The organism is Mariniphaga anaerophila, assembly GCF_900129025.1.
In the GTDB taxonomy this organism is placed as follows: Bacteria; Bacteroidota; Bacteroidia; order Bacteroidales; family Prolixibacteraceae; genus Mariniphaga; species Mariniphaga anaerophila.
Genome location: NZ_FQUM01000030.1, coordinates 1 through 5,182 on the forward strand (window position 1 = coordinate 1; position 5,182 = coordinate 5,182).

The following is a 5,182-nucleotide window of genomic DNA, read 5'->3' on the forward strand; positions in this document are numbered from 1 at the left end:
CGGTTTGCCATCCGCGGATTCTCGTTTCGATTTTCTTCGTCCTGCCGGACGGAAAATCTCTTCGGAATCCACTTCGCAACATGCACTTGACCGTTGGCAACCATAATGAGAACACAGTTACTAAATCATAAGCATTTAATTATAGAAAAATGAAAACAAAATTGAAATTTTTACCTATTACTGTAATTGCAGTACTTTTGACATCTTGTGCTTCAACATCTTTTTATCAAGTTTATAAGGCAGTTCCGACAGACAAGTCAATAAAAACTGACAATTATTTGATTTACGAGGATGATAATTGTAAAGTATCTTATGATTTTTGGGGAGAAGGAGGCAATATTGGATTTTATTTCTACAATAAGACCAATGAAAACATTTATCTAAACTTAGAACAAAGCTTTTTCGTTCTTAATGGAATTGCTTTTGATTACTATAAAAATAGAGTTTATACCCATTCAACAAGTTCAGGTGCATCATCTGTTAAAGCTACAACTGCATCTAAATCTGTAACCGGACTTAATTACTTGGATTTACTTCAAACAAACAGAATACAAGCATCAAACAGTGTCGGAGGAATGACTTCTTCCGGATTTTCGATTTCATATAATGAAGAAAAAGTTATTTGTATCCCATCTAAGACTTCAAAAGTAATAACTGAATATGACATTAACGAATCGCTTTATAGAGACTGTGACTTATTTAAATATCCGACAAAAAAGCAGATTAAGTCAAAATCTTTCACCAAATCTGAGAGCCCGATTACTTTTAGTAATAGAATAACTTATACAGTTGGATTATCTAATAAACTAATTCAATTCGAAAATGAATTCTATATTTCAGAAATATCAAATTATCCAGAAAGTGAAATGTTTGAATCAAAATACGATGAGTATTGTGGACAAAAAAGTACTATCATGACCAAATATTTTAAGAATGTTTCACCTGACAAGTTCTATATAAAATACACAAAAGGAATGGATACTTGGAAACATTAATAATTACGGTTGCCAACACGCGGTCATAAAGCATTGGGGGTGAAGTGGTTATTTGAACTTCGATTCTCGCATCAACGGTTGTTGTAACTTGATAGTGAAGTAGCTCCGAAATCCCCAACGTTTCATACCGCCACCGTTGTACGCCATATAACCAGCGACCTGCATGAAGATTAAACACATCATATTGACTTTGATTTTTGGATTAATTGGCATCGGATTGATTTTCTATTTTAAGCCATTTAAACCACTTGATAAGTCCGTTTCGATTGATAAGATTGAAGTAATTAAGCATAAACGGAGACTTGATTTGATTTCAAATAATCAGATAATTAAATCATACAAAATTTCACTTGGACGAGTTCCAAAAGGACATAAAGAATACGAAGGGGATAAAAAGACCCCAGAAGGATTGTATGTAATCAATGATAAAAATAGCAATAGCGGATACTATAAAAACCTCGGGATTTCCTACCCAAACGAACTTGACAAAAAATATGCAGAGTCAATTGGTAAGAGTCCAGGCGGATTAATTAAAATTCACGGGATTAAAAACGGATTCGGATGGATTGGTAGATTTCATTTACTTTTTGACTGGACTTTAGGTTGCATAGCAATGACTGATAAAGAAATAGATGAACTTTATGAAAACATTGAAATTGGTACACCGATAGAAATTAAACCATAAAATTGCAAAATGACTCAAAGAGAAAAGCCAACATATGATTTTATCTGTTTTAGTGACTTATCTTACGAATTTGATTTTAGCGATAAAAAGGAAATTGAAAAGAAAATAAAACATAGACTAAAATATCACAAACTTGGTGATTATAATCAAGAACGGGTTGACTATATCAGAGGATTAAAAGATGATTTATACAAAGAGATAAACTTGCAGACAAAATCAAAATATTTCAGTAAATCAAAGTCGAATTTTGCCGATTTAGAGGATTTTAAGTTTGAGAAAATGACATTGGATTATTTGAATAAGTACGATAAGATTAATGAATCAGATATGAAAGGGATTTTGAATTTTGCGATTTATATTTATCACATGAGATGAAGGAAATACGGCGTACAACAATGTATATACAAAATAGGCGAAATAGTAGTAAATTCAAGGGCAGTAGCCCGCTTCAAAATTGTAACGGTTTGATAAGTTTGAAGCCCGCAATCGCCTACTTTGCATATACTCAACGTTAGGCGTAATGCCTCAAAAACCATGGTCTTACAATCAAAACAGAATCAAAATGAAAATTACATTGATTATTATCGGAGTAACTTTAGCATTAATAGCTATTGTTTTTATCTATTACGGAGGTTTAAAAAAAGTAACCTGTCGGGTTGAAAAACAAGGAGGAGAAACACTCGTTTACAAACAAATGACGGGCGATTACGCCAAGAGCGCAAAACTAATGGACGAAATCTATTATTCTTTGATTAAGGATTACGGAATTGAAACCTTTAAAGGGTTTGGCATTTATTACGATAACCCGAAAGAAATTGATAAAAGTAAATTGCGTTCTGAAATTGGTTGCATTATAGAGGAAAAGGACAGCTCAAAAGTGGCTCAACTCAAAGAAGACCTCAAAATCAAAACATTTCCTGAGAAATCGTATATAATAGCCGAATTTGCGAGCAAAGGGAAACTGTCAATTGTGTTTGGTTTAATGAAAGTGTATCCTGCAATGGATAAGTTCGTAAAAGAAAACGGCTATAAAAAGGAAGGTGCTGTTATGGAAATTTACGATGTGCCAAACAAAAAAATAGTGTATCGAAAAGAAATTATTGAATAAAAGGCTGGATTATGAAATACATTTGTCCTTTAATAACCGTTTCTGACATTGAACGCTCCCGTGATTTTTATGAGAAACTGCTAAACCAAAAAGTGAAGTTCGATTTTGGAGAGAACATTACTTTTTACGGTGATTTTTCAATTCACTTACAAGCTCACTTTAAAGACTTGATTGATAACAGGGAAATTAAAAATGGAGGGAATAACTTTGAGCTATATTTTGAGTATGATAATGTTGAGCAAATTGTGAAACGATTGAAAGACAACAATGTGAAATTCCTGCACGAAATAAGGGAACAGCCTTGGAAACAAAAGGTAACAAGATTTTATGACCCTGATAAAAATATTATTGAAATTGGGGAATCAATGGAGTTTTTAGCTTACAGGCTAAAAAACGAAAATATGACAATCGAAAAAATTGCTGAAACGATAAATATGACCATTGATTTTGTGAAAAACTCGGTTGAAAAATATGAAGAACGACAAAGCACATACGCCTAACATAGTGTATATTTCAGGGCGGGCTAAAGTGCCTATTTGAGCGTTCGTAGCCCGCCCCAGCGGTGGTTCGGTCTGACAGGAAATATGCCCGCAAACCGCCCCGAAATATACACTTAACCGTTACCAGCGCATTTGAAAAAGGAACGGATTAACAACTAAAAACTTATTGCAAAAAGATAAAGACAAGAAAGGAAAAGAAAAACGACAAACACAGGATTTTTGGAGAGTCAGCCAGATTTTGGAAAGAAAAGAAGAAAGCAAAGAAAAGAGCGAAGCAGAAAAATTATTCCTCAACGACAAATGAAATGTAACTGAGGAAGCGGAGCTTTGAAAAAAGTGAATAAAACATTGATTATTGATTGCTCGGATTGGCTGGAAAATGAATAAATTTAGCTCAAAAATCGACAGACAATTAGTGAGCAGAAACAACCAAATACTGACTTCTCTTTTTTACAAAATAGAAAGACAAGGAAAAGGAAATAGAAAAAAGTAAATGACGGAGTGAAACAGCCCCAAAACAACATTTTACAACTTGACAAAATTGACAAGAAATAAAGACAAAAACGCGCTGTAACAATGTGCATATTGCATAGCGGGTTTTGGCGGTTTGCCAACCGCGGATTCTCGTTTCGATTTTCTTCGTCCTGCCGGACGGAAAATCTCTTCGGAATCCGCTTCGCAAACATGCACCCGGCCGTTAGCAAGCATTATGAAAAAGAACAAATAAGATGATAATTTATATTCTAATAATTGTCCTTTTTGTAATCTCATTAATTTCTAATATGAGTAAAATTTTGAAATTACAATCAATTCAAAATAAGCTTGACAATTTTAAAACCTCAAGCTTATTATTATTGAGTTGGATTTTTATTGGATTTCTCACAAGACTTGATTTTAATCAAATGTGGGGTTGTATTATTGACTTTGGAGAATTATTCGATTATAGCAACATTGGATTTTTTATATTATCATTCGCCTTAATTTTAATAGCCCGATTAATAAATAACAAAAAGACAATCAATGTTCTTCTTATTGTGGAGTTAGGAATATGGTTGATTAAATTTGTTTATTACAAAGGAGGATATGCAACCGGACTTTCAGGAAATAATCCTCTTGGAATTGTTGTATTTTATGACTCTGTAGCCATCTTTCTTAGACTTCTAAATTTAAAAAACAACAATACAATTCGACTATTCAGGACAAGTTGGTTTTTAGCAATTATTATAATTCTTATCAGTTTCAAAATATTCTTTTTTGCAATGCCACATGACTTACAATGGGAAATTGTACTAGTAGAAAAGAAGATTAAAAAAAATGAAAAATTATTAATTGGAGATTGGTCTGGAAATGTTAAATACGACAGCATTTGGGTTGACACAATAAAAATATTCAGACTTGATACGATTAATGACAATAATACAAGTTTGTTTGAATTTGAAGCAGACAGAATTCTAACTGATTCAACACATAGATATTACTTGAAGGAAATGAAAAAAACAATTTCTGAATTTGCAAATATCGCAATCAGTAATGATATAATGATTAAAACAGCAAAGACTAAATGCAAAATGGATTTCATTCACTGGAATTGGGGAAGTTTACTTTTAAATGACAGTACTGAATATGGACATTTCGAAATATTAAAAATTAATAATGATTCCCTTGATTTCATAATGACAGTTGGATACAACAAGAATTACGATTATAAATTAAAAAGAAAATAACGCTTGCTAACACGGTACATATTGCAGGGCGGGGTTCGTGGTATGCCAACTGCGGATTCTCGTTTCGCAGTTCCATGTCCTTCGGACAGGAACGCTCTCCGAAATCCGCCCCGACAACATGTACCAACCGTCAGACTGTCTAAAAACCTAACCACAATTTGTTAAGAACT

The 5,182-nt window shown here is 33.1% G+C and carries 6 protein-coding genes; all 6 read left to right on the forward strand.

Going from position 1 to position 5,182, the window contains the following annotated elements; genetic code table 11:
• Window positions 1-149: 149 nt before the first annotated feature.
• On the forward strand, window positions 150-995 hold the full coding sequence (locus BUB08_RS19770) for a hypothetical protein (RefSeq protein WP_073003655.1): 846 nt from the start codon (window positions 150-152) through the stop codon (window positions 993-995).
• Between the two features lie 163 nt (window positions 996-1,158).
• Complete coding sequence (locus tag BUB08_RS19775; protein WP_073003656.1) at window positions 1,159-1,680, forward strand: L,D-transpeptidase family protein; 522 nt, start codon at window positions 1,159-1,161, stop codon at window positions 1,678-1,680.
• A 9-nt stretch (window positions 1,681-1,689) separates the two neighbouring features.
• Window positions 1,690-2,055, forward strand: coding sequence for a hypothetical protein (locus tag BUB08_RS19780; RefSeq protein ID WP_073003657.1), 366 nt, complete (start codon window positions 1,690-1,692; stop codon window positions 2,053-2,055).
• Window positions 2,056-2,242: 187 nt separating this feature from the next.
• The gene (locus BUB08_RS19785) at window positions 2,243-2,788 is read left to right on the forward strand and encodes a GyrI-like domain-containing protein (protein ID WP_073003661.1); all 546 of its coding nucleotides are present in this window, start codon (window positions 2,243-2,245) and stop codon (window positions 2,786-2,788) included.
• A gap of 11 nt (window positions 2,789-2,799) precedes the next feature.
• Complete coding sequence (locus BUB08_RS19790) at window positions 2,800-3,288, forward strand: VOC family protein (protein ID WP_073003658.1); 489 nt, start codon at window positions 2,800-2,802, stop codon at window positions 3,286-3,288.
• A 782-nt stretch (window positions 3,289-4,070) separates the two neighbouring features.
• Entirely contained in the window at window positions 4,071-5,012 is a 942-nt protein-coding gene (locus tag BUB08_RS19800) for a hypothetical protein (RefSeq protein ID WP_073003660.1), read from the forward strand.
• Window positions 5,013-5,182 lie beyond the last annotated feature (170 nt).